The sequence below is a fragment of the Bradyrhizobium sp. Leaf396 genome (assembly GCF_001424605.1).
Classification (GTDB): Bacteria; Pseudomonadota; Alphaproteobacteria; order Rhizobiales; family Xanthobacteraceae; genus Bradyrhizobium; species Bradyrhizobium japonicum_C.
On record NZ_LMQJ01000017.1, the window covers coordinates 1 to 23,250 of the forward strand.

21 protein-coding genes are annotated in these 23,250 nt (G+C 63.3%); 7 read left to right on the forward strand and 14 right to left on the reverse strand.

What is annotated here, in order from left to right:
* Positions 1–110 precede the first annotated feature (110 nt).
* From ASG57_RS17700 to ASG57_RS17720, 5 genes are all read right to left on the reverse strand, one after another.
* Positions 111–545, reverse strand: a complete 435-nt coding sequence (locus tag ASG57_RS17700) for a MobA/MobL family protein (RefSeq protein ID WP_057196874.1) — start codon at positions 543–545, stop codon at positions 111–113.
* A gap of 216 nt (positions 546–761) precedes the next feature.
* Positions 762–1,592: a DUF3102 domain-containing protein gene (locus tag ASG57_RS17705; protein ID WP_156402722.1), complete on the reverse strand. Its 831-nt coding sequence runs from the start codon at positions 1,590–1,592 to the stop codon at positions 762–764.
* A 1,757-nt stretch (positions 1,593–3,349) separates the two neighbouring features.
* Positions 3,350–4,132, reverse strand: a complete 783-nt coding sequence (locus ASG57_RS17710) for an enoyl-CoA hydratase/isomerase family protein (protein WP_057196876.1) — start codon at positions 4,130–4,132, stop codon at positions 3,350–3,352.
* A gap of 132 nt (positions 4,133–4,264) precedes the next feature.
* The gene (locus ASG57_RS17715) at positions 4,265–6,355 is read right to left on the reverse strand and encodes a molybdopterin-dependent oxidoreductase (protein WP_057196877.1); all 2,091 of its coding nucleotides are present in this window, start codon (positions 6,353–6,355) and stop codon (positions 4,265–4,267) included.
* 178 nt (positions 6,356–6,533) lie between these two features.
* Positions 6,534–7,340 (reverse strand): SDR family NAD(P)-dependent oxidoreductase, encoded by an 807-nt coding sequence (locus tag ASG57_RS17720; RefSeq protein WP_024342351.1) that lies wholly within the window; start codon positions 7,338–7,340, stop codon positions 6,534–6,536.
* Positions 7,341–7,544: 204 nt separating this feature from the next.
* Between ASG57_RS17720 and ASG57_RS17725 the strand changes: the two genes are divergently transcribed.
* A complete protein-coding gene (locus ASG57_RS17725; protein WP_057196914.1) occupies positions 7,545–8,321 on the forward strand; it encodes a cyclase family protein in 777 nt (258 codons plus the stop codon).
* A gap of 9 nt (positions 8,322–8,330) precedes the next feature.
* Here the strand turns inward: ASG57_RS17725 and ASG57_RS17730 are convergent, their stop codons facing one another.
* The 3 genes from ASG57_RS17730 to ASG57_RS17735 form a co-directional block, all read right to left on the reverse strand.
* Positions 8,331–9,059 (reverse strand): Crp/Fnr family transcriptional regulator, encoded by a 729-nt coding sequence (locus tag ASG57_RS17730; protein ID WP_024342353.1) that lies wholly within the window; start codon positions 9,057–9,059, stop codon positions 8,331–8,333.
* A gap of 279 nt (positions 9,060–9,338) precedes the next feature.
* Positions 9,339–9,467 carry a hypothetical protein gene (locus tag ASG57_RS39675; protein WP_283806195.1) on the reverse strand — a complete coding sequence of 43 codons (129 nt, stop codon included), beginning with the start codon at positions 9,465–9,467 and terminating at the stop codon, positions 9,339–9,341.
* A 92-nt stretch (positions 9,468–9,559) separates the two neighbouring features.
* A complete protein-coding gene (locus ASG57_RS17735; protein ID WP_024342354.1) occupies positions 9,560–10,273 on the reverse strand; it encodes a helix-turn-helix domain-containing protein in 714 nt (237 codons plus the stop codon).
* A gap of 155 nt (positions 10,274–10,428) precedes the next feature.
* On the opposite strand from ASG57_RS17735, the gene ASG57_RS17740 reads away from it, so the two are divergent.
* A complete protein-coding gene (locus ASG57_RS17740; RefSeq protein ID WP_024342355.1) occupies positions 10,429–10,746 on the forward strand; it encodes a c-type cytochrome in 318 nt (105 codons plus the stop codon).
* 6 nt (positions 10,747–10,752) lie between these two features.
* On the opposite strand, the gene ASG57_RS17745 is transcribed toward ASG57_RS17740, so the two are convergent.
* From ASG57_RS17745 to ASG57_RS17755, 3 genes are read right to left on the reverse strand one after another with little or no spacing between them, the layout of a single operon-like run.
* Entirely contained in the window at positions 10,753–11,856 is a 1,104-nt protein-coding gene (locus ASG57_RS17745; protein WP_024342356.1) for an ABC-type transport auxiliary lipoprotein family protein, read from the reverse strand.
* 3 nt (positions 11,857–11,859) lie between these two features.
* Positions 11,860–12,627 (reverse strand): ABC transporter ATP-binding protein, encoded by a 768-nt coding sequence (locus tag ASG57_RS17750; protein ID WP_024342357.1) that lies wholly within the window; start codon positions 12,625–12,627, stop codon positions 11,860–11,862.
* Positions 12,628–12,629: 2 nt separating this feature from the next.
* A complete protein-coding gene (locus ASG57_RS17755) occupies positions 12,630–13,766 on the reverse strand; it encodes an ABC transporter permease (RefSeq protein WP_024342358.1) in 1,137 nt (378 codons plus the stop codon).
* A gap of 174 nt (positions 13,767–13,940) precedes the next feature.
* Here ASG57_RS17755 and ASG57_RS17760 point away from each other — a divergent pair, with 174 nt between their 5' ends.
* Both ASG57_RS17760 and ASG57_RS17765 read left to right on the forward strand, forming a co-directional pair.
* Entirely contained in the window at positions 13,941–14,216 is a 276-nt protein-coding gene (locus tag ASG57_RS17760; protein WP_024342359.1) for a hypothetical protein, read from the forward strand.
* The gene (locus ASG57_RS17765) at positions 14,217–14,702 is read left to right on the forward strand and encodes a phage holin family protein (protein WP_024342360.1); all 486 of its coding nucleotides are present in this window, start codon (positions 14,217–14,219) and stop codon (positions 14,700–14,702) included. It begins immediately after the preceding gene.
* Between the two features lie 104 nt (positions 14,703–14,806).
* Here ASG57_RS17765 and ASG57_RS17770 read toward each other — a convergent pair whose 3' ends face one another.
* A complete protein-coding gene (locus ASG57_RS17770; protein ID WP_057196878.1) occupies positions 14,807–17,500 on the reverse strand; it encodes a bifunctional acetate--CoA ligase family protein/GNAT family N-acetyltransferase in 2,694 nt (897 codons plus the stop codon).
* Positions 17,482–17,721 (reverse strand): hypothetical protein, encoded by a 240-nt coding sequence (locus ASG57_RS37875; protein ID WP_156402723.1) that lies wholly within the window; start codon positions 17,719–17,721, stop codon positions 17,482–17,484. The genes ASG57_RS17770 and ASG57_RS37875 overlap by 19 nt, the downstream gene beginning before the upstream one ends.
* A 112-nt stretch (positions 17,722–17,833) precedes the next feature.
* Between ASG57_RS37875 and ASG57_RS17775 the strand changes: the two genes are divergently transcribed.
* From ASG57_RS17775 to ASG57_RS17785, 3 genes are read left to right on the forward strand one after another with little or no spacing between them, the layout of a single operon-like run.
* Positions 17,834–18,817 carry a zinc-dependent alcohol dehydrogenase family protein gene (locus tag ASG57_RS17775; protein ID WP_057196879.1) on the forward strand — a complete coding sequence of 328 codons (984 nt, stop codon included), beginning with the start codon at positions 17,834–17,836 and terminating at the stop codon, positions 18,815–18,817.
* Between the two features lie 23 nt (positions 18,818–18,840).
* Complete coding sequence (locus ASG57_RS17780; RefSeq protein WP_057196915.1) at positions 18,841–20,373, forward strand: bifunctional aminoglycoside phosphotransferase/ATP-binding protein; 1,533 nt, start codon at positions 18,841–18,843, stop codon at positions 20,371–20,373.
* A gap of 15 nt (positions 20,374–20,388) precedes the next feature.
* Positions 20,389–21,363 carry a CHAD domain-containing protein gene (locus ASG57_RS17785; protein ID WP_057196880.1) on the forward strand — a complete coding sequence of 325 codons (975 nt, stop codon included), beginning with the start codon at positions 20,389–20,391 and terminating at the stop codon, positions 21,361–21,363.
* Here the strand turns inward: ASG57_RS17785 and ASG57_RS17790 are convergent.
* Positions 21,360–23,213: a PHA/PHB synthase family protein gene (locus tag ASG57_RS17790; RefSeq protein ID WP_057196881.1), complete on the reverse strand. Its 1,854-nt coding sequence runs from the start codon at positions 23,211–23,213 to the stop codon at positions 21,360–21,362. The genes ASG57_RS17785 and ASG57_RS17790 overlap by 4 nt on opposite strands.
* Positions 23,214–23,250: the final 37 nt, after the last annotated feature.

Sequence of the window (23,250 nt, forward strand, 5' to 3'; positions counted from 1 at the left end):
CCCCGCCGCCTCGCGCTTGTACTCTTCAGTAAACGACCGACGTGCACGTTCCATTCAACACCTCCAGGCTCAACGAGCCTACTACAGGTGTCCACTCATTCGGAGGAAGTTCAATCCAGCCGCACCGCCATCCCCCGCTCGACAAAGGGCAGCAGCGCGAACGCCGCAAGCGGCAGTAGCAACATACGGTCCACCCCGCGGGGAAGAGCGAAATCAAGAACTCTGCCCTCCTGAGCGTCCTTCCGCTTTTCAGTCGACATGGCCGCGCTGCGAAAACGCTCCCAATTGGCAAACTCTGCGGGCGCTCCTATCGGCAGCAGCACGCCGCCTCCGACGTGAAAAGGGGCATAGCGGCGGTAGTCGACATGTCTGAAGCAATCGGTCGCGACGGAGCAGGTCTGATAGGCGAACCGCGCCGCTGCAGTATGACGGTTCTTGCGCTTGAGAGGTTCGGAGTGGATGGAGCAATGCGACATGATGACCTCGAACGTGTAATGGACGTCGTCAACATCGCATGAGCTCTTGCAAGCCAGAAATTGCTTCATTGCACGCTGAGGACCGTTCTGTTCATCGGTCGTGCGCAATCCATGCCATAACCATAGCAACCCGTCTCTCTGCGGATGCGCTACAAACAGATTGGAGCGGCTCGCCGGAGCTGGACAGATCTCCGCGCGATCATGGCCGACGGAGCAAAGCTCGCGCGCCCGAAGGCATACACATAAGGTCACAGCCGAAGACGCCCGGCTCAACCCGTCGTGACCTCAAGCTGCATCACCAGGTGAGCTAGACGCGCCGATTTGGGCCGCCGGTAACCGTCGGGTCAATGGCATGCGCACACGCACACTGTTCTGACGCAGGTCTTTCGCGATGCGCTCCCGAAAGCTCTTCATGAAGTGCCTATCATGTGCCCCGGGGCTAGCCCCGAGAAATTTCTGCAGTGCCATCTTCGTGGAGATGCCGATCTCGTTCGCAAGCATGTTGGACATCGCCGTAGCCCCCTCGGACACCAGCTGGTCAAGGTTGCCCTCCTTGCCCTTTGCCCGCCGAATGCATTCCTTCACGAACTCGACCGTCAGCCGTTCGCCACGGCGGGCACGCGTCAGGATGTCGACACAGGTCGCCTCGTCAACCGATGGCGCGGCGAGATCCAACGCAGCGCTGAGCGGCACGAGATACACATCCTCTCCATAACGGCCGAACAGATCCGGCAGATTCATGTAGAGCTGGGCGGTGCGCGGCTCGAAGCCCGCTTCCAGGCGGCACCACTTCAGGAACACCCGGCCAGGGAGGCCGGCCTTCGCCTCGCTCAGGGACCTACCTATTTCCACGGCCGTCCGCGTCAGCAGTCTCACACCCAGGCGGATCACGCCGGCAAGCTTGCGCAGTTCCTCTGCCCTGTCCGGCGCAACTTGATCGTAATTGAACTGCTCCGCGCCCCTCACGATGGGTACTCCTGTTGACATGTCTCGTTGCAAACCTTGCATTAATAATGAGAGCACATTTCCGAATTTGTCAACAATATCAAAATGATGGCAGCTTGCGACAGCCTCAGCAGAGCGCATCCCTGCGCCGAATGCGAAAAATTTTCGCATTCGCTGCAAGCCCTAGTCGACGCGGGGAAACCCCAAGCCTGGTGCGCCGCCTCCATCATGGTAGCGATCCAGCTTGTGGTGCGCCCTGCGCGACAGACACCGACAACATGTCCGAGCACGGTCGCCACACCTGGTGATGGTCGCCCATACGGGCGCGACGCACGAGTTCAGCAATCGAATCCATCACCACTGCGTGACACGCCAGCCAAAGGCGTCGCCAGCGCCGCTGGCACGGCAATTCCGTCTCGCCGGGACGGCCATCCAGCATTCCCGAGAGAGTTTTCAACACGCGCAAGATTCCATTGTACGCTTTTGAATCGAAAGGTCGAATTTTGATCGCACCGTATAATGCCGGCATTATACCCGCATTATGCCGGCACGATCGGCACCGCGGGGACACCCCGCGCGACCTACTGGTTTTCAATCCGCATCTGGCGCCCAGGCAAGCTGGCTTGGCACGCTTCCGTGGCGTGCCTCGTCGCCCCTTCCTCAACCACGGCTCGGCGAAATCGAGCAACACTGAAACCTTCCCGAATTACAGAGAAAGAGCCAGTTCGAGAACGTCGCTAGCAGGGGCCAGCTGCCGGCGCAGACCATGTGTCGTCCGTCTCGACAGATGCACGCAGCAATTGGCTTTCAAACGATCGATGCCAGGCGGCAGGTTAGACCTCTCTAGCGCCTGGCGTGGGCATCGCCCTCAAGCTGCCAGCATGATTGTAAATCAGGATCGAGCAACGATCATGACGGCTCCAAATAATTCGCTCGCTACAGAAAAATCCCCGCGCTAAATGCTGCCGCCCAAGATGGCACGTGAACAGCCGGCGTGCGAGGCGCGAATACGGGCTGGGCATTTCGCTCCGGATCAGAACGAGTCAGCCTGAACATTGCACAGCTCTGACGTGGGCACCCGCCCGGTACTGTGCGACGACCGCTTCTTGGATCAAGACAAGCGCTTACCGGCTACCCAACTAGTAATATCATAGCAAAATCTGGCGATACTCCACCGGGATTTGATCTCACCAGTTATCCTGGTTAGCGCCACCACCGCCTGCTCTTCGCCTGTGTCGATGATCCGCATAGGGCAGTTAATCGTGAAACGCTGCCCATCAGATCGGAGCTCCTTACAGTGACCGCTCGAGCCTTGGAACGTAGCGCCCGCCTTTCACATCGGAAGTGTTCTCTCAGCTCGCGTGTCTCCCAGATTTTCCGGCGTTGTTAACCATTGGGATTGAGGTCTCGTTGTTCGAGCTAATCTCGTGTGCTACCCAAGCCCTCGATTGTAGGAACCCTTATGCCATGTGAGGCGTGGGGGCGGTTGAAAGTGCGATAGCGTGTGCTTTCTGTGCAATCGGATGTCTTGACCCCTCAATGGGGTGGCAAAAGAGCGTCTCTCCGGAGGCGCTCTTTTTTTCTTTCATATATCCGTCAAGGCGCGCGAGCGCCTCTCTCGCGTTCTACTGCTTGAGCAAGTCGCATCAGGCGCGCATCGACTACCATCTAGCATCGGCGTGGCCACTGACGCTGGTTTTGACCACTTCGCCTGATCTTCCGAGGCGCGCAACTTGCTGGCCTTAGGCATCAATGGTGCAGACAACCTCCCGCGGGCCGATGGATTCCCTTGGAGGTCGATCCGAACTTCTGAGTCTCCCGAGACTACTTCAGCTTCATCGCCCAAGTCCCATATTCAGCTAGCGCCAATAGGCAGAATACGCGGTCCGGACACTCGCCAGGCGAGACGGAAGTTGAAGGGTTCGCATTTATCTTCCCGACCAGGACGGTTTGCGCTTCTCGCTGAAGGCTTTCAAACCTTCCTTGGCGTCCTCGGTCATTGCAAGCAGCGCGATCTGGCTCTCGGTGTAGGCGATGCTCTCGTCGAACGACATCGAGGCAATCGCGCGCATCGCATATTTGCCGCGACGGATCGCCGTCGGGGACTTGTCGACGATGCGACCGATCAGCCAGTCGACCTTGGCGTCGAGCTCGGCTGCGGGCACGACGTAGTTGAGGAGGCCCGCGGCCTGCGCGGCCTTGGCGTCGAACGGCTCGCCGGTGAGCGCCCATTCGTTGACGAGCCGCGGCGGCGCGATCGACTGCAACAGGCTCAGCACCTGCATTGGGAACACGCCCACCTTGACCTCCGGAAGACCGAAGACGACGTGATCGGCCGCGACCGCCATGTCGGTCATGCAGAGGAGGCCCATGCCGCCGGCCATGCAGACGCCGCCCACCCGCGCGATCGCCGGCTTGGTGGCGTTCTGCGACAGCCGCAGCAGATCCGCATAGTCGACATTCGGCTTGGAGTAATCCATCGCGAAAGCCGCGCCTGAATTCTGCAGGTCGGCGCCGGCGCAGAACGCCTTGTCGCCCGCGCCCGTCAGCACGATCACGCGGACGTCCTTGTCGTCATGCGCGTCGCGATAGCCCTTGCTGATGCCGGCGATCACGTCGCCGTTCAGCGCATTGCGCTTCTCCGGCCGGTTGATGGTGATCCAGAATGCCTGGCCGCGCTTCTCGGTAATGACGGCTGTGGTGTCGCTCATGGCACGCTCGCTTCCTTGGCTCCGTTTGCGGCCATTTGCGGCAGCTCGGGCACGAGGTGCAAGGGCAATCTGCAGCAAGGCTGCCGCTTTAGCGCGTCGACGCAATTTGCAGCGGTCGAAGCACGGCGCGCGTCAGGCCACGACGGCCTTCCTGAGCCAGACCTTGTTGTCGTGGAATGCAGCTCCGCCGATCGGCGCGATGGTATCCGCACCGGTCAGCATGTTGATGCCGCGGCCGCCGATGTGGTTCTTGTTGGGGTGAACGGATTCGGCGATCAGCACGCCGCGTCGTACGCCCTCGAACAGCGTCGCAATCAGCGTGGTCTCGCCACGGCTGTTGCCGAGCGTCACCGCATCGCCATAGGCAATGTCGAGCGGCGCTGCGTCCAGCGGATGGATCATCACGCTGGCCCTGCCCTCGCGCGCCTGGGAGGATGGCGTCTCGTTGAACGTCGTGTTGAGAAAGCTGCGCGACGGGCTGGTGGCAAGCCGGAACGGATGGGCCTGATCGGCGTGCTCGATCACGGCCCAATGGTCCGGCAGCGCGGGCATCTTGTCGTAGTCGCCCATGGTCTGGCCGAAGGGCGGATGTGCCCAGTCGGCTTTGAAATGGAACTTCCCATCGGCATGGGCAAAGCCGTCGAGATAATGCGAGGTGCGGAAATCCGGCTGCAGATCGCGCCAGATGTCGGCTTCGAGGCCCGCGATGTCGCCGTGATTGCTCAGCTTCAGCGTGGCGTCGATCAATTCGCGCGGGCTCATCTCAAAGCCCGGATGCTTTGCGCCAAGCCGCGGCGCCAGCGCCTGCAACACCTCATGATTGGAACGGCATTCGCCGGGCGGATCGATCAGCTTCGGCCCGACCGAGATGTGCTGGTGGCCGCCGCCGTAATAGAGATCATCATGCTCCATGAACATGGTCGCCGGCAGCACGATATCCGCCATTTGCGCCGTCTCGGTCATGAACTGCTCGTGCACCGCGACGAACAGATCCTCTCGCGCAAAGCCCTGGCGGACCAGCGCCTGCTCCGGCGCCACGGTCATCGGATTGGTATTCTGGATCAGCATGGCCTTGACCGGGCCCCTGCCGTGCAGGGCCTCGGCATCACCGGTGAGGATGCGTCCGATCTGCGACTGGTCGAGTGCACGTGTCGTCTTGTCGATCGCGTCGTGGCCCTCGATGATGGATTCGTTGAAATGCCAAAGCGCGAAGTTGTTGAAGAAGGCGCCGCCGCCTTCATATTGCCAGGCGCCCGTCACCGCAGGAATGCAAAGCGCCGCATGCATCTGCGTCGCGCCGTTGCGCGAGCGGGTGAAGCCGTAGCCAAAGCGGAAGAACGCCCGCCTGGTCTCGCCCACCGCCTTGGCAAAGGCTTCGATCTCCGAAACAGGCACGCCGCAGATGGCGGACGCCCATTCCGGCGTGCGCGTCTCCAGATGCGCCTCGAGCTCGGCGGGACAGTCCGTGTACTTGTCCATGTAGGCGCGGTCGGCATAGCCGTCGCGGAACAGGACATGCATCACGCCGCAGGCGAAGGCGCCGTCGGTGCCGGGACGCAGGATGATCTTGATGTCCGCCTGCTTCATGGTCTCGTTGTCGTAGATGTCGACGGCGGCGATCTTCGCGCCTCGCTCCTTGCGGGCGCGAGAGGCGTGCGTCATCACGTTGACTTGGGTGTTGACGGGATTGGTGCCCCAGATCACCACGAGGTCGGACATCGCCATCTCGCGCGGATCGACGCCGGCGATCTTGCCGGTGCCGATCGCAAAGCCGATCCGCGCGACGTTGGCGCAGATGGTCTGATAGAAGCGCGAGTATTTCTTCACATGGGTGAGGCGATTGAGGCCATCGCGCATCACGAGGCCCATCGTGCCGGCGTAGTAATAAGGCCAGATCGATTCCGCGCCGAATTCGCGCTCGGCCGCATTGAACCGAGCAGCGATCTCGTCCAAAGCCTCGTCCCAGGAAATCCGCGCAAATTGCCCGGAGCCCTTCGCGCCTGTGCGGCGCATGGGAAAGGTGACCCGCTCGGGGTGATGGATGCGCTCGGCGTAGCGTGCGACCTTGGCGCAGACAACGCCGGCCGTATAGGTCTGCTTTTTCGAACCTCGGACGCGGCCAATGCTGCGACCTTCGATTACCTCGACATCGAGGGCGCAGGCCGAGGGGCAATCATGCGGACAGGTCGAATGGCGGATTTCGATCTTGGCGTGCTGGTTCATGCCCCAGTTCGTAACACTAAAATACCGGCCAGCCGAGCGCATTTATCCGGCAAGCCCCCTGTGATTTGCTCAAAGCGGACGCGCCGCGAGTTTTTGCTGCAACCGCGAAGACGGCTCGCTCTGCCTGAAGCGCAGCCTCGCGCGCAGCACTCTCCCCCCTAACGAGCTGCGCCCTGCGCTATTTGTGCAATTGGGTAAGACCGGTCGGGGGGCCGTCGACCGCGGTCCAGCCGCCGTCGACGAACAGCGTGCTGCCGCTGACATAGCTTGCGGCATCCGAAGCGAGATAGGCCACCGCGGCGGCGACCTCGTCGGCACTGCTCCAGCGGTTGAAGACGGTGTGACCGGCGTAGAGATTGTAGATGTCAGGCCGCTGCTTGAACGGGCCGGTCAGTGCGGTCTCGGCAATGCTTGGCGCGACCGCGTTGACGCGAACGCCTGCGTGCCCGACTTCGGATGCAAAGCCCTTCACCAGAAGACCGATCGCCGCTTTGGTCGAACCGTAGACTCCGAGGCCAGGCTCAATGGTGACCGCGCGCACCGAGGAGCAGGCGATGATGCTGCCGCCCTTCTGCTCGACCATTATCCTGCCAAAGGCCTGGAAGAACCAGACCGTGCCCTTCACATTGAGATTGAGGACGCGGTCGAGATCCTCCTCGGTATAGTCGAGGATGGTCTTGCGGATGTTGAGTCCGGGCGTCGTCACGGCGATGTCGAGCCGCGAGAATTTTTGCATCACGGTCTTCGCCAGCGCATTGACGTCCATCGCGCTCGCGGCGTCGCACGCCGCTGCCTCCGCCCAGCCGCCCTTGTCGCGAATGCCGGCGGCGGTCGCTTCCGCCGCGTCGAACGCGCGATCGGCGCAGATGACACGGGCGCCCAGCCCGGCCAGCGCCTCGGCCGATGACTTGCCGATGCCGGACGCGGCGCCGAGAACGACTGCGGTCTTGCCGGTGAGATCGAAGAGCTTGCGATAGTCCGTCACTGATAGCGTCTCCCTGATGTTGCCAGCCCTTGTAGCCCATCAAGAGGCGTGGCAGCCACAGCGAGAATGCGAGCAGATCGGCATCGATCAATGCAGGAGTTGCATCGAACGATCCGGCGCATCCATGAAGGCGACGTGACTTGACGCTGCCGATGAAGCCCGCTCAAGATGCCGGAACGCCGGAACCAGGTTGAGGGAATGCCGATGCCGCGCAAGCTGATCGATATTTCGGTGGCGCTCGCGAACGACGTGACCGCCGATCCCCCAGGCAATCACCCGACCATCCAGTATATCGATCATCAGCAGGGCCTGCCGCGCATGCTGCAGTTCTTCGACGGCCTCAAGGCGGAAGACCTTCCGGATGGCCAGGGCTGGGCCGTCGAGCAGGTCTCACTCTCGACGCACAACGGGACGCATCTCGACGCGCCCTGGCACTTCCATCCCACCATGAACCGCGGCGAGCGGTCGTGGACCATCGACGAAGTGCCGCTCGAATGGTGCTTCCAGCCCGGCGTGAAGCTCGACTTCCGGCATCTGCCCGATGGCTACGTGGTGAATGCCGAGGATGTCGAGAACGAACTGAAGCGCATCGGGCACACACTGTCACCGCTGGAGATCGTCGTCGTCAACACCAGTGCCGGCGCAAAGTTCGGGCAAGCCGACTACGTCAGTTCCGGCTGCGGCATGGGCTATGAAGCAACCATGTATCTGCTCCAACGCGGCGTGCGGCTGACGGGCACCGACGGCTGGAGCTGGGACGCGCCGTTCGTCTACACTGCGAAGAAGTATGCCGAAAAAAGAGATGCCGGCCTGATCTGGGAGGGCCACAAGGCGGGACGGCACATCGGCTATTGCCATCTCGAGAAGCTGCACAATCTCGACCAGCTGCCTTCGACCGGCTTCACGATCGCCTGCTTTCCTGTGAAGATCGAGAGGGCGTCCGCGGGCTGGACCCGCGCGGTCGCCATCCTCGACAACTAGGTCAGGGGATCACGTACCGTCGACGCCGCTCTCCGCAAGTGCGCGTAGCGCATCCGTATCCAGCACGACGATGGCGCCGTGCTCGAGGCGAACCCAGTTACGGCCGGCCCAGGCGCGCAACTGCTTGTTGATGCTCTCTCGCGTCATCCCCACCATCTCGCTGATCTCCTGCTGCGTGATGGAGAGCGTGCCACTGCCGGAATCGAGCTTGCGCTCTTCGGTGAGACCGAGCAGCGCGCTCGCAAGCCGGCCCGGCAGATTCTGCAGGATCACCTGCTCGACCTGCTGACTGGTCCAGCGCAGACGCGCGCAAAGCAGCTCGATGAACTTCATCGCCAGCGCCGGCTGGCTCTTCACGAACGGAAGGAAGTCCCGGCGATCGATGACGTAGAGCTCGCAATTTGTGTTGGCGGTCGCATCCGCCGACCTGGGCGCGCCGTCGAGCACTGCGATCTCGCCAAAGATTTCGCCCGGACCGATCAGGTTGAGGATGGCATTCCGACCATCGGGCGACGACGACGAGATCTTCACCGTCCCCGCGATCACCGCGAACAGGCTGTTGCCGGGATCGCCCTTGGCGGCGATCGTTGCGCCGCGCTTGACCGTCGTGTGCTTGGCGTAACGGCAGAGCTGATCCAGCGCCTCCGGCTCCAGATCCGCGAAGATCGGGTGCTTGCGCAGGACCGCTAGTTTGTTACCCGCCGGCTGTCGGGGGTCGCCGGTCTTGTCCTGAGGCACGCCGCGGGGCTCCCAAGGCTACGAGGTACTGGGTTCCTGCGTAGTCAACGTTGCCAAGCTTTTCAACCGGAAAGCAACGGGCGCGATTTGAGGCAAATGTCATCAAAGGCCGTGCGAGAGCCCGAAGTTCGCATCCGAAGGATGCGCCGATGCGTCTGCGTCGATGCAGAGTTGCAGGTTGCGCAAGCCACGATTGCGCTGAGATGCCACCAAGCGTCAGCGAGGGCCGGCGAGCGTCGGCCATGAGCGTGCTGGAGGCGGACTAATCCTGACGGAAATTCAGCTCTTGGAATTCGAATCGAGCCGGCCTGAGCTGGTTTGCCGGTCTGCCCAAGCCAGAACTGCGGCGAATGCGACGAAGATCGAGACGACGACAAAGGTCACCAGTAGCGCGTCAGCAGGCATCATGCTCCCCCCCCATTTGTTTGGAGCATTATTGGCGGTGCGCGGCACGCGTCATTGATCGAGATCAAATGCCCGACGCCGTGCCGTACAGGATCTCAGGCGGCCGCCATTGCTTCGACGCGAGCCGGATCGAGCAGGCTGATGCCGCCGTGAATGATCTCGATCACGCCCTGCCGCTCCAGTTTGGTGAAGGTGCGGCTCACCGTTTCAATGGTCAGACCGAGGTAGTCGGCTATATCCTGACGGCTCATCGGGAGGGGTACCGTGTCCGACAATCCCTTGATTGCGACCTGCCGCTCGCGCCAGCCGAGCAGAAAGGTTGCAACCTTCTCATCGGCCGAGCGTCGACCGAGCAGGACCATGTGGTCGCGAGCCTGGCTTAGCTCCCGAATGGCCAGCTCATTGATCCGCCTGAGCAGTTGCGGCCGGTCCTCGATGAAACGCGTGAAGAGCGCCTTTGCGAACTGGCACACGGTCACCACGCCGATTGCATCGGCCGAAAAATTGTGCCGGCCGGATAGATTCATCCCAAGGAAGTCGCCGGGCAAGGCAAAACCCACGATCTGCCGCCGGCCATCGGGCAGCAGCTTGTACAGCCGCATGACGCCTTCGAGGACGTTGTAGAACGAGGTAGTGATGTCCTCTTCGGAGAACACGGTGTCGCCTGCCCCGAAATGAACGCGGCGGCCGAGATGCTCGAATTCCCTGAGCTCGGCCGCATTCAGCGACGAACAGACCGCCGCTCCGCGTACGGCGCAATCGTCGCAAAAATGCCCGTTCGGCTCAATCATGACCACGGAAGGCTTCATCCACCGCTCCTCGCACCAGCTGCCCCCCGACACCAAGCCGAGTCCACCGCGCGGTTTGCATTTTACTGCACCGCGCCCAAGCCGATTGACTCAGATCAAATTTGGGTGGCATCCCCGTCTTATTCTGCCTCCAGAGTTCGACGGGATCACTCCTTATGCTGCAAAGCGCACTGCGTCACGGCCTGATTGGGCTGCTTCTGATCACGCCTGCGCTGGCGGCCCCGACCGCCGAGCAACGCGGCAAGGCCTTTGCTCGGGCCAATTGCGCACGCTGTCACGCGATCGACCGCGTCTCCAAGAGTCCGCTCGGGACCGCGCCTCCGCTACGCAGCCTGCACCGGCGCTATCCGATCGACAGCCTTGGTGAGGCGCTGGCGGAGGGAATCTATACCGGGCATGACGATATGCCCGCCTTCGAGCTCAGCCCGGGCCAGATCCACGACCTGCTGTCCTACCTGAAGACGCTGGAATAGCCGGCCTCACACCGCCTGCACGGTCCACCCGATCAGCTCCTTCACGACGCGCGCGAAGGCTGCATCGAAGGCCGCGACTGAAGCGGCCGGTTCGACCTTGTCGAGCTTTTCGCTGGCCTCGACGAGGCGCGAGGCCACCACCTTGCCGCCCTTGTCGACGATCCGCGCCGACAGGGCGATCTCGACCCGTGCATCACCCTCCGTAGCGATCCGAAAGCGCCTGATGTCGATCAGGAGCTGGTAGTCCGCCTGTCCGAGGTCGCTCGTGCGGAGCGGGGCGTGGGCGATGTCGTAGTTCTCGAAGCTGTCGATCAGGCGGGCCTGCACCAATTTCGGAATGCTGTCGGCCCAGAGGAAATCGGCAAAGTCCGGCCTGTCCCCGCTAGGGGCGAACAGCATGCGCTGGGTCTGCAGCATCGCAACCGCGGTCGGCTCGGGGATCGCCAGCGACGCGGACAGCGTCTTGTCGGCAGGCCCGATGTTCTGCGGCGTACGCAGGTCGTAGGTGATCTTCTGCGCGGGCGCGCCGCCGCCGGTCATCTTCTCGAGCCCCGCCAGAATGCCGTCGATCTTGCCGGTGTTGCGCGCGAGCCCCTCAGAGAACGTCTTGAAATTCGCGATAGTGTCCTTCAGCGGGCCGGAATTGTCTTGGAGGACCGTGTCGACGCGCCGCAGCGCGTCGCGCGCCGCCTGTGTCATGCTCTGGCCGGCACCGGCGTCCGCGATCAAGGTCAGAGGCTCGCCGGATTTGGCGACGATCACGCCGCCCTCCAACGTCACGACCGGAACGCCGGTCAGGCCCTGGAATTCGAGTCCAACCTTGGTGTCGGCACGGACCGGCGTGGCAGTGGCGACCGCGATCGTCGCATTGACGAAGCGCGGGTTGTCCGGCGCGAGCCCGAGCTGGGTCACCTCTCCAACGCGAATGCCGTTGAACAGCACGCCTGCGCCGACCAGCAGGCCCGGCACCGGTCCCTGGAACTGCACGTGATAATTCGTACGCGGGCCGATGCCACCGGTGTTGTTCAGCCAATAGACGAAGCCGAACACCGCGAGGATCGCGGCCAGCACGAAACTACCGATCAGCACATAGGGAGCGCGGGTTTCCATCTCTCATCTCATCTCGTGTTGCAGCATCTGCGAGCGCTTGCCGTGGAAATAGGCGCGCACCCAGGGATGCTCGGATTGCAGCAGTTCGCGCATCGGACCGATCGCCACGATCTTGCCATCCGCGAGCGCGGCAACGCGGTCGCAGACCGTGGTCAGGCTCGCAAGGTCGTGGGTCACCATGAAAACCGTGAGCCCCAGGGTCCTTTGCAGTGTCTTGATCAGCGCGTCGAAATCGCCGGCGGCGATCGGATCGAGGCCGGAGGTCGGCTCGTCCAGGAACAGGATCGGAGGATCGAGCGCGAGCGCGCGCGCCAGCGCCACGCGCTTGGTCATGCCGCCCGAGAGCTCCGCCGGATACTTGTCGGCGTCCTCGGGGCGCAGGCCGACCATTTCGAGCTTGGCGATCGCGATCTCGTCCATCAGCTCCTGCGACAGGACGAGATTTTCACGGAGCGGAAACTGGACATTCTGGCGGACCGTCAGCGAGGAGAACAGCGCGCCCTGCTGGAACAGGATGCCCCATGCCGTGGCTGCAGCTCGACCATGGCCGCCGGCGGGCTGCCCCATGACCTCGATGGTCCCGCTCCGGCGCGGGATGAGACCGATGATGGTTCGCATCAAGACCGACTTGCCGCCGCCGGATGCCCCCACCAGGCCGAGAATCTCGCCCCGGCGGACGTCGAGCGACAGACGGTCGAGCACGGTCTGGCGACCGAAGCCGACCACGAGGTCACGGACGCGGATCGCGAACTCGTCTTGCGCCGCGTCCATCGTCACATTCCGATCGAGGCAAAGAACACGGCGAACAGGCCGTCCAGCACGATCACCAGGAAGATCGACTTCACGACCGAAGTCGTGGTCTGCCGCCCCAGCGACTCAGCGCTGCCCTTGACGCGCAACCCCTCGCTGCAGGCGACGATCCCGATCACCAGCGCCATGAACGGTGCCTTCAGGATGCCCACCTTGAAGTGGGTGACCGAAATGGCCTCGTGCAGCCGGGCGATATAGATAGCCGGTCCCATGTCGCCGTAGAACTGGGCGACAAGGCCGCCGCCGTAGAGCGCGGCGATCGATCCGATGAAGGTGAGGATCGGGAGCGCGATGACCAGGGCTGCAACGCGCGGCAGGATCAGGACGTCGACGGGATCGAGCCCCATGGTCGAGAGCGCGTCGATCTCCTCACGCATCTTCATCGAGCCGAGCTCGGCGGTGTAGGCGCTTCCCGAGCGCCCCGCGACCATGATGGCGACGATCAGCACGCCGAGCTCGCGCAGCACCAGGATCCCGACCATGTCGACGGTGTAGGACTCGGCGCCGAATCTGCGGAAGTGGAAGAAACCCTGTTGCGCGATGATGGCGCCGATCAGGAAGGTGATCAGCGCGACGATCGGGATCGCCTGCCATCCGATGCGGTAGAGCTGATAGACGAGCGACGTCAGCCGCAGAGAACGCGGCCGGCGCAGCACGCCTATGATGGCCATGAACAAGGCACCGAGCATCTGGAGGAAGATCGTGATGTCTTCCCGCGCGCCGACCGTCGACTTGCCGAGATCGCCCAGCCTCGCCAGAACCGGATTGGGCGCAGCCGTCGGGGCCGGCGTATGGCGGTTGACCTGCCGGACCTCGTCCATCAGCCCGCTGAAATGGTCGGCGACGCCGACGAATTCGGCCGATCTGCCTGAAGATGTCGCCCTGCGCGACAGCTTCTCCAGAACCCAGGCGCCGAGCGTGTCGAGCGCACTGACGCCCGACATGTCCAGTGTTACAACGCGCGAGCGATCGACATCGGCTCCGACCGACCGGGACAAGGTCTCGAGCGTCACCACATTTGCGGCAGTCCAGGGCCCCTCGGGTCGCAAGTTCAGCACATCGCCGGACGGCGCTGCGAGCAACATCGGTTCGTGGTTCACGCTTCCACCTCAACGGGACAATCGGTCTCCATTCAGCCGGCATTTCTAGGCCGGCATGTGGCGGCCGGCTTGACCTGTCTCAAGCCCGAACAGGCCCTGCCGCTTGACGCAAATCAAGCGGGACCGCGCCAATGGGTCCTAGGCTTACTTCAAATCAGTGAGGATACCAAATCCATGTTCGACAGTGACAGGATGGGCGAAGAATTGCGGGCTCTGAAGCTCGACGTCACGCGCTTGCTGAGTTCCGCCGGCGAGGAGATGTTCGAGAGTTCGAAAGAGCGTGCCGAGGCACTCGCCGATCAGATCAAGGCTGCGCTCACCGAACTCGGCGAGACCGTCGAGCAGGAGCATGAACAGCTCCAGGGCCTCGTTGCGCAGCGTCCAATCACGTCGCTCGCCTCCGCCTTCGCGCTGGGCGTGGTCGTCGGCTTCATGCTGAGGAGACATTAGGTGAATACGGAGAACGTCGTCAGACATCTGCGCGTGCTGTGGCGCACCGACAGGATCATCGCGGACATCAGGCTGCGTCATTTGCTTGTCGGCCTCGGCCTGCGCGCCTTCGCGGCGCTGATCGCAGCCTTCGGGCTCCTGATGCTGGAGCTGTCTGCCTATTTCGCGCTGGTGCAGATCTGGAGCGCAATTGCCGCGGCCGCGATCCTCGGCGCCGTCAATTTCGCCATCGCGGCAGTGCTCTTCGTGATCGCCGGCCGTGCCCCGTCGGGTCGTGACATCGAACTCGCCAACGAGATTCACGACACCTCCATCGAGGCCCTACAGCTCGAAGCCCGCGCGCTCCAGGCTCAAGTGTCGGGCGCAATGCATCATCCGCTCAGCACGGTCGCGCCGCTGCTGATGCCGCTGATCGCGACCATCATCAAGAATTTGCGGACGACGACCAAGGCGTCTGCCGACGCGCCATCGGCTGGGGCGCGGTGATATCCGGAGTCACCGCGCTCCAGAAGCGCGATGAGATCGGATGAATCGTCGTCGCACACTTACCTCACGCAGGCCGTGGGACCCCGACACGGTCCAGCGCGCGCTCAGAGCTTCAGCTTGACGTCGCAAATGTCGGGCTCTGTCGGATCCGGCTTGACCTCGAAGCCGAGCTGCCGGCACATCTCGAGCATGACGGTATTCTCCTGGAGCACGTCGCCCGAAATGGCTTTCAGGCCTTCCGAGCGCGCGTAGTCGATGATCAGCTGCATGAGCGCCCAGCCGAGCCCCCTGCCCTTGAGGTCGGACCGCAACAGGATCGCGTACTCGCCACTCTCGTAGATCGAATCCGAATGGAGCCGGACCGCACCGACCATTTCGCCGGTGGCCTCGTCGAATGCGATGAAGGCCATCGCACGCGCATAGTCGAGCTGGGTCAGGCGCGCGATGAACTCGTGGGTGAACTCCTTCATCGGTGCGAAGAAACGCAGGCGCAGATCGTGCGGCGTCACATGACGCAGGAACTCGTGGATCGTCGGCTCGTCCTCGGGGCGCATGGGCCGCACGAAGATTCGCCAGTCGTCCTTGAGCTTGAGGCGGCGCTCCCACTGCGAGGGATAGGCGCGAACGGCGAAATTGGCCGGACCGGAGCCGACAAACTTCCGCTGCGGTGGCCCGACCGCGACGCGGGCATCGACCGCGGTCACGCCCGTCTCGTCCGCCAGCAGCGGGTTGATGTCGAATTCGCGGATCTCCGGAATATCGGCAGCCATCTGCGCGAGCTTGACGAGTACCAAGGCGACTGCGTCCGGCTTGACCGCCGGCACATCACGATAGGCCTTGAGCAGCCGCGACACGCGCGTGCGTTCGATCAGGTCACGGGCCAATTGCAGATCGAGCGGCGGCAGTGCAAGAGCCTTATCGTTGATGATCTCCACCGCCGTGCCGCCCCGGCCGAAAACGACCACCGTGCCGAAGGTCGGATCGTCGGCGAGACCCAGGATCAGCTCCCGCGCTTTTGCCTTGACGACCATCGCCTGGACGATGACGCCGCCGATGCGGGCCTCGGGACGCAGCTTCTTCGCCCGCGCGAGAATGTCGGTAGCGGCCCCTCGGACGGCCTCGGGCGTGGTCAGGTTGAGCACGACGCCGCCGACATCGGATTTGTGGATGATGTCCCGCGACATGATCTTCAGCACGACGGTGCCGCCCTGTGCGAAGATATCCTCCGCATAGGCCACCGCCTGCTCGACATCGGTTGCCGCGTAGGTCGGCACCATGGCGATATCGTAGGCTTCGAGCAGGTGCTTGATTTCGACAGGCTCGAGCCATTCGCGACCGTCCGCAATCGCAGCGGTGACGATCTCCCGCGCGCCTTGGGCGTCCGGAACGAACGTATCGGGCATCGCAGGAGGAACCTGGCTCAGTTCCTCCACCACTTCGCGGTGCCGGACCAGATGCATGAAGCCGCGCACGGCGTCGTCCTCGGTCGGATAGTTCGGCACCCCGGCATCTGACAGCGTCTGAATGATATGCTGATCGGCTCCAACCCAGGCCGCCAATACAGGCTTCGCCCAGCTGCGGTGCTGCTGGCGATATTTGCCGACGAGCTCCGTCACGGTCGTGGCGATCTCGGCGGCCGAGGCGATCGCCGTTTGCACATTGAGAACGAGGACGGCGTCGTTGTCGGGATCGCCGAGCAGTACCTCCAGCGCGGCCGCGTAGCGCGAGGCGTCAGCATCGCCCACGATGTCGACGGGATTTGCGCCGGACCAGGTCGGCGGCAGCGCCGCATCCAGCTTCCTGCGCGCCTCTGCCGAAATGGTTGCCGGAATTCCATCGAGCTCGACCAATCGATCGATCGCGAGGACGCCGATGCCGCCGCCATTGGTCAGGATGGCAAGACGCTTCCCCGTCGGGGACTCGACGCGCCCAAGCGTCTCGGCACAATCGAACAGCTCACGCAGATCGGAAACTCGCAGGACACCCGCGCGGCGGAAAGCCGCGTCGTAGACGGCGTCGGCACCGGCGAGCGCGCCGGTATGCGTGGCAGCCGCCTTCGCGCCCTGCGCCATGCGGCCGGATTTCACCACGACGACGGGTTTCACGCGCGCGGCGGCGCGCGCAGCCGACATGAACTTCCGCGCGTCTTTGATAGCCTCGATGTAGAGCAGGATCGCGCGAGTCTTGTGATCCATCGCGAAATAGTCGAGCAGATCGGCGATATCGACGTCGATCTGGTCGCCGATCGAGACGATGCCGGAGAAGCCGACGCCGCGCTGCGCGGCCCAATCGACCATGCCGGCGGCAATTGCGCCCGATTGCGAGACCAGTGCGAGGCTGCCTGCCCCCGGCATATGTGCGGCAAAACTGGCATTCAGGCTGACGCCGGGCATCATGATGCCGAGGCAGTTCGGCCCGATCAGCCGCATGCCGTGTTTGCGGGCAGCAACGCTCGCAGCCTCGTGCAGCGATCCCGGTCCCTGACCGAGCCCGGCCGACACGATCAGCGCGCCCGCAGACCCGCGACGGCCGGCTTGTTCGACAATACCCGGAATCTCTCCCGCCGGGGCGGTGATGACCACGAGTTCGGGCACGAAATCCAGGCGGTCAAGGCTCTTCACCGCCGCGATGCCGCCGATCTCGGCATGGCGCGGATTGACGAGGCCAAACTGTCCCTTGAATTCGGCCTTGTGAATATTCTCCAGGACGGCACGTCCCACCGAGGCTGGACGGGCGCTCGCCCCGACGAGCGCGACCGAGCGCGGCGATAGCAGGTTTTTCAGGCGATAGACTGACATGAAAGCAAATGCGCCGGGTCAGCGGCGGTTCCGATGATTGCGATGCGGCCGAAACAAGGAGCCTGGTGCGAGATCATAATCCAGCACGGTGGCTGGCCAATGACGGCCTTTGTCACATTGTCGACGACATGGAAGTTCGAAGACGAGCCCGGCGGGAATTGGAAAGCTCCTTGGCTTCCAAAATAGGCCAGCGCTTCGTCGAGATACTTGATCCTCGTCAAGCCATGGAACTCGGTTCTGGTCACCCGGGACGGGCGTTGACTGACGTCAAGGACTGGTCACTCGGTCATTCTATGAATAATTCAATCGGAGCGGTTCGCCCCGGAGAGACTCATGCATGCCATGGTGTTGCCCGCCCCACGAGCGCGGCTCCAGATGGAGGAGCGGCCCGACCCGCTGCCCGGTGAGGGTCAAGTCCGCGTGAAGATCAGCGCCTGCGGCGTGTGCCGCACCGATCTTCATCTCGTCGATGCCGAGCTGCCCGACATCCGCTATCCGATCGTGCCCGGCCACGAAATCGTCGGCCGGGTCGACCATGTAGGCCTGAATGTTTCCACACATGCGCTGGGCGATCGGGTCGGCATTCCATGGCTCGGCTTCACCTGCGGAAAGTGTCGCTTCTGCCGGCACGGCATGGAAAACCTGTGTGACGCACCGTTGTTCACCGGCTACACGCGCGATGGCGGCTACGCGACGCATACCATCGCCGACGCACGCTACGCATTTCCGCTCGGCGAGACCGCCGGCGACGTGGAGATTGCGCCTCTGCTCTGCGCAGGGCTGATCGGCTGGCGCTCGCTGGTCCTGGCCGGCCCTGCCGAGCGGCTCGGCATCTATGGCTTTGGCGCGGCCGGCCACATCATTGCGCAAGTCGCGGTTTGGCAAGGACGAGCCGTCCATGCCTTCACCCGGCGCGGCGACGTCGCCGCACAAGACCTTGCACGTCGTCTCGGCGCGGTCTGGGCGGGGGCATCTGACGAGGTGCCCGACGAGCCGCTCGACGCCGCGATCATCTACGCACCAGCCGGCGAGCTTGTACCCGCCGCCTTGCGTGCCGTCCGCAAGGGCGGTCGCGTCGTATGCGCCGGCATTCATATGACCGATATTCCAAGCTTTCCGTATGACTTGCTCTGGCAAGAGCGGCAGCTCGTCTCCGTCGCCAATCTGACCCGGCAGGACGGCCTCGATTTTCTGAAGGTCGCTCCGCAAGCGGGCGTACGCACCGAGACGACGGAATTTCCGCTAGACCAGGCCAACGAGGTTCTGAGCATGCTGCGGAACGGCCAGATTCTCGGCGCCGCCGTGCTGACGCCCTGATGGTGCTCCGGATGTCCGTGTCGATGAAGGATGAAACGGCGGCCCAGGAGCGCATCTTTCAGATGCTGACCGACCATCCCGGCGTGACGCGGATCGACACGCATGGAGCTTCCGTGTTCCTGGATGGAAAGCGCGCGCTGAAGATCAAGCGTGCCGTTCGGTTTCCGTTTCTCGACTATTCGACACTCGAGAAGCGCAAGGCGGCCTGCGAGGAGGAGATCAGGATCAACCGGCCGCTGGCGCCGCAGATCTATCAGGGCGTCGTTGCGATCACGGAAGACCCGGATGGGTCTTTGCAGGTCGGCGGTCCAGGCCGGCCGATCGAGTATGCGGTCGACATGTCGCGTTTCGACGAAAGCAGGACGCTGGATCATCTGGCAAAGGCCGGGCCGCTGGACGCGAAACTCGCCTCGGCTGCCGCGGACGCGATCGTGGCTTCGCATGCGGCGGCGACACCCGTGGACGGACAAGCATGGCTCTCCGCCATCCCTGCGCTGATCGACGGCAACAGCGACGGTCTGCGGGCCGGAGGCCATTTCAACACCGAAGAGATCCAAGAGCTCGGCGAGACCTCGCATGAGGCATTTCTGCGTATTCGCCCCCTGCTCGCCGAACGTGGCCGCCGCGGCTTCGTGCGCCGTTGTCACGGCGATCTGCATCTCGCAAACATCGTTCTGATCGATGATCGGCCCGTGCTTTTCGACGCCATCGAGTTCGATGCGCAGATCGCGACCGTAGACGTGCTCTACGACCTTGCGTTCACGCTGATGGACCTGTTGCAGCACGCCCAACCCGGCGCGGCCAACATCGTCCTGAATCGCTATCTCGCCACGACGCCGGCCGACAATCTCGAAGCGCTTTCGGCCCTGCCGCTGTTCATGTCCGTCCGGGCGGCGATCCGCGCCCAGGTTACGCTGGCTCGGCTCAACCGGCCGCATTCCGACCGTCGCGGCATTCTCGACGAGGCGCAAAAATACCTAGATCTCGCCGGGAAGCTGATCCGTCCTCCCGGTCCGCGCCTGATCGCGGTTGGAGGACTATCCGGCACCGGAAAGACGGTTTTGGCGCACGCGCTCGCGCCGGTCATCCCGCCGGAGCCGGGCGCCGTGGTGCTGCGCAGCGATCTCGTGCGCAAGCAGATGTTCGGAGTCGAGGACACCCACCGCCTGCCATCATCTGCCTATACGGCGGAGATCACGACCCGCGTCTACGACACGCTGGCTCGACGCGCCCGGCAGGTGCTGACCCAGGGCCATTCGGCGATCATCGACGGCGTATTCGCCGGCGAGGACGAACGTGACGCGATCGCCGCGCTGGCACGCGAGTGCAACGTGCCGCTGAACGGTCTATTCCTGGTCGCAGACCTCGCGACCCGGCAGGCACGCATCGGCAGCCGACGAGGAGACGCATCGGACGCCACCCAAGAGGTTGCCGCGCTGCAAGAGCACTATAATATCGGCCATCTCGGCTGGGCGACGATAGATGCATCGGGAACGCAAGAACAAACGCTCCATAACTGCCGCCACGCGATCGCTGTGAGCAACGAGGCAATCTGATTGATGCGGGCAAGGATGTTGCGACCCACCACAAAGGCGACGGCGACCACGCAGGCCAAGCCGTCGGCGCGGCGCAAGGCCCTGCCCGCTCGCCTCAGCCCCGGCATGGCCTGCGATACCGCCTTCCGGATCATCGCCCGTCGTCACCTCGACGCCGTGCTCGCCCAGCACGACGGCACCTGCCGCGGCGATCCTGACGCGCTGCACCAGATCCGCATCGCACTGACCCATCTGCGGACTGCCATCCGCTTCTTCTCGCCGATGGTTGACGATACCCAGCGGCCGAATGTCTGGGCCGAACTGAAATGGCTGAACGGTCAGCTCGGCATGGTGCGGGACCTCGACGTCGCAATCGAGCGGGTCGTCGCTGAGAGTGGCGACGAACTCGCGGTGGTCGCCGAGCTTCAGCACTGGAACGAAAAACGGGCCGAGAGCCACCGGCTGCTGGCGCGCGCGCTGCAATCCGCGCGGTACCGCCGTCTGGTCGAGCAGGTCTCGACCTGGATCGATAGCGGGCCCTGGGCGACCCGCCGAAGCAAGGAAGCCATTCGATTGCGCCGCCGCACGCTCGCCGACCACGCGACAGAGCGGCTGGCGGAGTGGGAAACGACGCTGCTCAAGAAGGCCCGAAAGCTGAAGAGGCTCGATGTCGGGAAACGTCACAAGCTGCGGCTCCTCAACAAGCGGATGACCTATTCGATCGAGTCGCTTGCGGATCTGTTCGCCGATGGGGCAGCGACGAAGCAGAAATCCATTCTCAAGCAATTGCGCAAGGCGCAGCGGTCGCTGGGGCAGCTGAACGACGATGCACGCGGACAAGCTCTGGCAGCATCGTTGCATGGCGCCGGCCCCAATGCAGGCCAGCGCTTCCACAACCGCAAGCGGGAAAAGAAGCTGTTGCGGGCGGCGTCTGTCGCCTACCGGCAACTCGACGAGGCCACGCCCTTCCGCTCCTCGGATCTCGCGCCAAGCTCGGAGCCGGAGGTTTAGGTGTGGACGTAATCTCCCGGAGCATCCGGCAGGTCGGGCGCGTCACCAAGCCCGATCGGCGGCGGGTCGCAGGGCGGGCCTGAGCGTGCCGCCAGCCATCTGGTCCATTCCGGCCACCATGACCCTTCAACTCGCGGCGCCAGCTTGAGCCACTCATCCGCACCGACATAGGGCGCGTCGGCAGCCTTGGTCAGCACCTGATAGAAGTGGTCGGGGTCCTCCGGAGGCGCGACGATACCGGCGTTGTGGCCGCCGCTGGTCAACAAGAACGTCACGTCAGCATCGACCTGATAGTGGATCTTGTAGACAGATCGCCATGGCGCCACGTGATCGGCAACCGTGCCGACCACGAACATCGGTGCGTGAATGTCGGAGAGCGAAACACTCCTGCCTTCGACGAGATAGCGTCCGCCCGCCAGATCATTGTCGAGAAACAGCTTGCGCAAATACTCGGAGTGCATGCGATAAGGCAGCCGCGTGGCGTCGGCGTTCCAGGCCATCAGATCGCTCGGCGGCGCGCTCTCGCCCATCAGATAATCATGTGACAGCCGCGACCAGATCAGTTCGTTGGAGCGCAGCAGCTGGAAGGCGCCGGCCATCTGCGTCGTATCGAGATAGCCGCGCTGCCACATCATGTCCTCGAGAAAGGCTACCTGGCTCTCGCTGATGAAGAGCGTCAGCTCGCCGGCCTCAGTGAAGTCGGTCTGGGCGGCAAGGAGAGTGATGGTGCCGAGGCGGTTGTCGGCGTCACGCTCCATCGCGGCGGCGGCGATCGACAGCAAAGTACCTCCCAGGCAATAGCCCAGCGCATGAGTCTTCCGACCCGGCATGATCAGGCCGATCACGTCCAGCGCGGCCATGACGCCCAGCTTGCGATAATCGTCGAAGGCGAGGTCCCGATCCCTGGCATCCGGGTTGCGCCAAGAGATCGCGAACACGGTGAATCCTTGGCCTGTCAGATATTTGACCAGCGAGTTCTGTGGCGACAGGTCGAGAATGTAGTACTTCATGATCCAGGCCGGCACGATCAGGATGGGTTCGGGTCGCACCTGCGCGGTGGTTGGCTGGTACTGAATCAGCTCAATCAAATCGTTGCGGTAGACGACCTTGCCAGGCGAAACCGCCACCGTCTTGCCGACGACAAACTTTCCGTCGTCGGTCAACTTCGAGCCGGAGAGCAGGCGCAACAGGTCGCTGCACCAATTCTGCCAGCCAAAGACGAAATTCTCCCCGCCACTCTGGAATGCCTTCTCCAGCACTTTCGGATTGGTCGCCGCGAAATTCGACGGCGCCAGCATGTCAAGCATCTGGCGCATCGAGAACTCGACGATGGCCTCGTTTGCGTGCGACACGCCGCGCACGCCCGTCGCGGCATCGCGCCACCAGCGCTCTGCGAGCAGAAATGCCTGCGCCAGCAGATTGAACGACGGGGTCTCCCATTGCGGTCCGCTGAAGCGGCGATCCCGCTGCTGCGGCGCGATCACAGCCCACGGCTTTTGCTCGGGCGACATCGCGTGTGCAGCAGCATCCACGAGCCGGCCGGTGTCGCGAACGATGTTACGATAAATTTCCATCTGGCGCTGGGGCGCCGCGGCGAGATGCGAACTCCAATCGAGCCAGGCGAGCGACAAAGCCAGCGGCGAAATCCCGCCCGTGAACCGCGCCAGCATCGCGTGAAAGGCACGGTCAAAAGGATACGGCTCAGATCCAGGCGGAGGATCGGCGGAGACTGGCATACGCTCGTGCCGTTCGAGGCTCACCGTCGAGGCTTCAGAACGAGCAAGGGGATGGGTGGGAGCAACCTGCGTGACTTGCTCTTCGGCCCGTGGAAATATCTGGACGACGCTCATAGCTCTAGTTCCTGCGGGCTTCGGTTCGACGTCGGCA

What these genes read in the sequence shown, in the direction of transcription:
- ASG57_RS17760 (WP_024342359.1), top strand. Translation starts at nt 13,941, where the DNA reads ATGTTCGACAGTGACAGGATGGGCGAAGAATTGCGGGCTCTGAAGCTC.
- ASG57_RS17715 (WP_057196877.1), bottom strand. Translation starts at nt 6,355, where the DNA reads ATGAACCAGCACGCCAAGATCGAAATCCGCCATTCGACCTGTCCGCAT.
- ASG57_RS17710 (WP_057196876.1), bottom strand. Translation starts at nt 4,132, where the DNA reads ATGAGCGACACCACAGCCGTCATTACCGAGAAGCGCGGCCAGGCATTC.
- ASG57_RS17790 (WP_057196881.1), bottom strand. Translation starts at nt 23,213, where the DNA reads ATGAGCGTCGTCCAGATATTTCCACGGGCCGAAGAGCAAGTCACGCAG.
- ASG57_RS17785 (WP_057196880.1), top strand. Translation starts at nt 20,389, where the DNA reads ATGTTGCGACCCACCACAAAGGCGACGGCGACCACGCAGGCCAAGCCG.
- ASG57_RS17725 (WP_057196914.1), top strand. Translation starts at nt 7,545, where the DNA reads ATGCCGCGCAAGCTGATCGATATTTCGGTGGCGCTCGCGAACGACGTG.
- ASG57_RS17770 (WP_057196878.1), bottom strand. Translation starts at nt 17,500, where the DNA reads ATGTCAGTCTATCGCCTGAAAAACCTGCTATCGCCGCGCTCGGTCGCG.
- ASG57_RS17705 (WP_156402722.1), bottom strand. Translation starts at nt 1,592, where the DNA reads ATGCGAAAATTTTTCGCATTCGGCGCAGGGATGCGCTCTGCTGAGGCT.
- ASG57_RS17740 (WP_024342355.1), top strand. Translation starts at nt 10,429, where the DNA reads ATGCTGCAAAGCGCACTGCGTCACGGCCTGATTGGGCTGCTTCTGATC.
- ASG57_RS17750 (WP_024342357.1), bottom strand. Translation starts at nt 12,627, where the DNA reads ATGGACGCGGCGCAAGACGAGTTCGCGATCCGCGTCCGTGACCTCGTG.
- ASG57_RS17735 (WP_024342354.1), bottom strand. Translation starts at nt 10,273, where the DNA reads ATGAAGCCTTCCGTGGTCATGATTGAGCCGAACGGGCATTTTTGCGAC.
- ASG57_RS17775 (WP_057196879.1), top strand. Translation starts at nt 17,834, where the DNA reads ATGCATGCCATGGTGTTGCCCGCCCCACGAGCGCGGCTCCAGATGGAG.
- ASG57_RS17700 (WP_057196874.1), bottom strand. Translation starts at nt 545, where the DNA reads ATGAAGCAATTTCTGGCTTGCAAGAGCTCATGCGATGTTGACGACGTC.
- ASG57_RS39675 (WP_283806195.1), bottom strand. Translation starts at nt 9,467, where the DNA reads ATGATGCCTGCTGACGCGCTACTGGTGACCTTTGTCGTCGTCTCGATC.
- ASG57_RS17780 (WP_057196915.1), top strand. Translation starts at nt 18,841, where the DNA reads ATGAAGGATGAAACGGCGGCCCAGGAGCGCATCTTTCAGATGCTGACC.
- ASG57_RS17745 (WP_024342356.1), bottom strand. Translation starts at nt 11,856, where the DNA reads ATGGAAACCCGCGCTCCCTATGTGCTGATCGGTAGTTTCGTGCTGGCC.